The sequence below is a fragment of the Pseudoalteromonas sp. C8 genome (genome assembly GCF_011378685.1).
GTDB classification, from domain to species: Bacteria; Pseudomonadota; Gammaproteobacteria; order Enterobacterales; family Alteromonadaceae; genus Pseudoalteromonas; species Pseudoalteromonas arctica.
Map to the genome: position 1 here is coordinate 1 of NZ_WTKT01000063.1, position 618 is coordinate 618.

Annotated in this window: 1 rRNA gene; it reads right to left on the reverse strand. The window is 50.3% G+C overall.

Features of this window, described 5'->3' with window-relative positions:
- Nucleotides 1–618, reverse strand: a 23S ribosomal RNA gene (locus tag GQR39_RS20045); the annotation flags it as partial.

Consider the following 618-nt stretch of genomic DNA (forward strand, 5'->3'; position numbering starts at 1 on the left):
AACCTTCCGGCACCGGGCAGGCGTCACACCCTATACGTCATCTTACGATTTAGCAGAGTGCTGTGTTTTTAATAAACAGTTGCAGCCATCTGGTATCTTCGGCCTCTAGCAGCTTAGAGAGCAAGTCTCATCACCGCCAAAGGCGTACCTTCTCCCGAAGTTACGGTACCATTTTGCCTAGTTCCTTTACCCGAGTTCTCTCAAGCGCCTTGGTATTCTCTACCTGACCACCTGTGTCGGTTTGGGGTACGATCCTTTATTATCTGAAGCTTAGAGACTTTTCCTGGAAGCATGGCATCAATGACTTCAGTACCTTAGTACCTCGACATCGTATCTCAGTGTTAGTAGAAACCCGGATTTACCTAAGTCTCCCACCTACATACTTGAACCTGGACAACCATCGCCAGGCCCACCTAGCCTTCTCCGTCCTCCCATCGCAATAATAAAGGGTACGGGAATATTAACCCGTTTCCCATCGACTACGCCTTTCGGCCTCGCCTTAGGGGTCGACTCACCCTGCCCCGATTAACGTTGGACAGGAACCCTTGGTCTTCCGGCGGGGAGGTTTTTCACCCCCCTTATCGTTACTCATGTCAACATTCGCACTTCTGATACCTC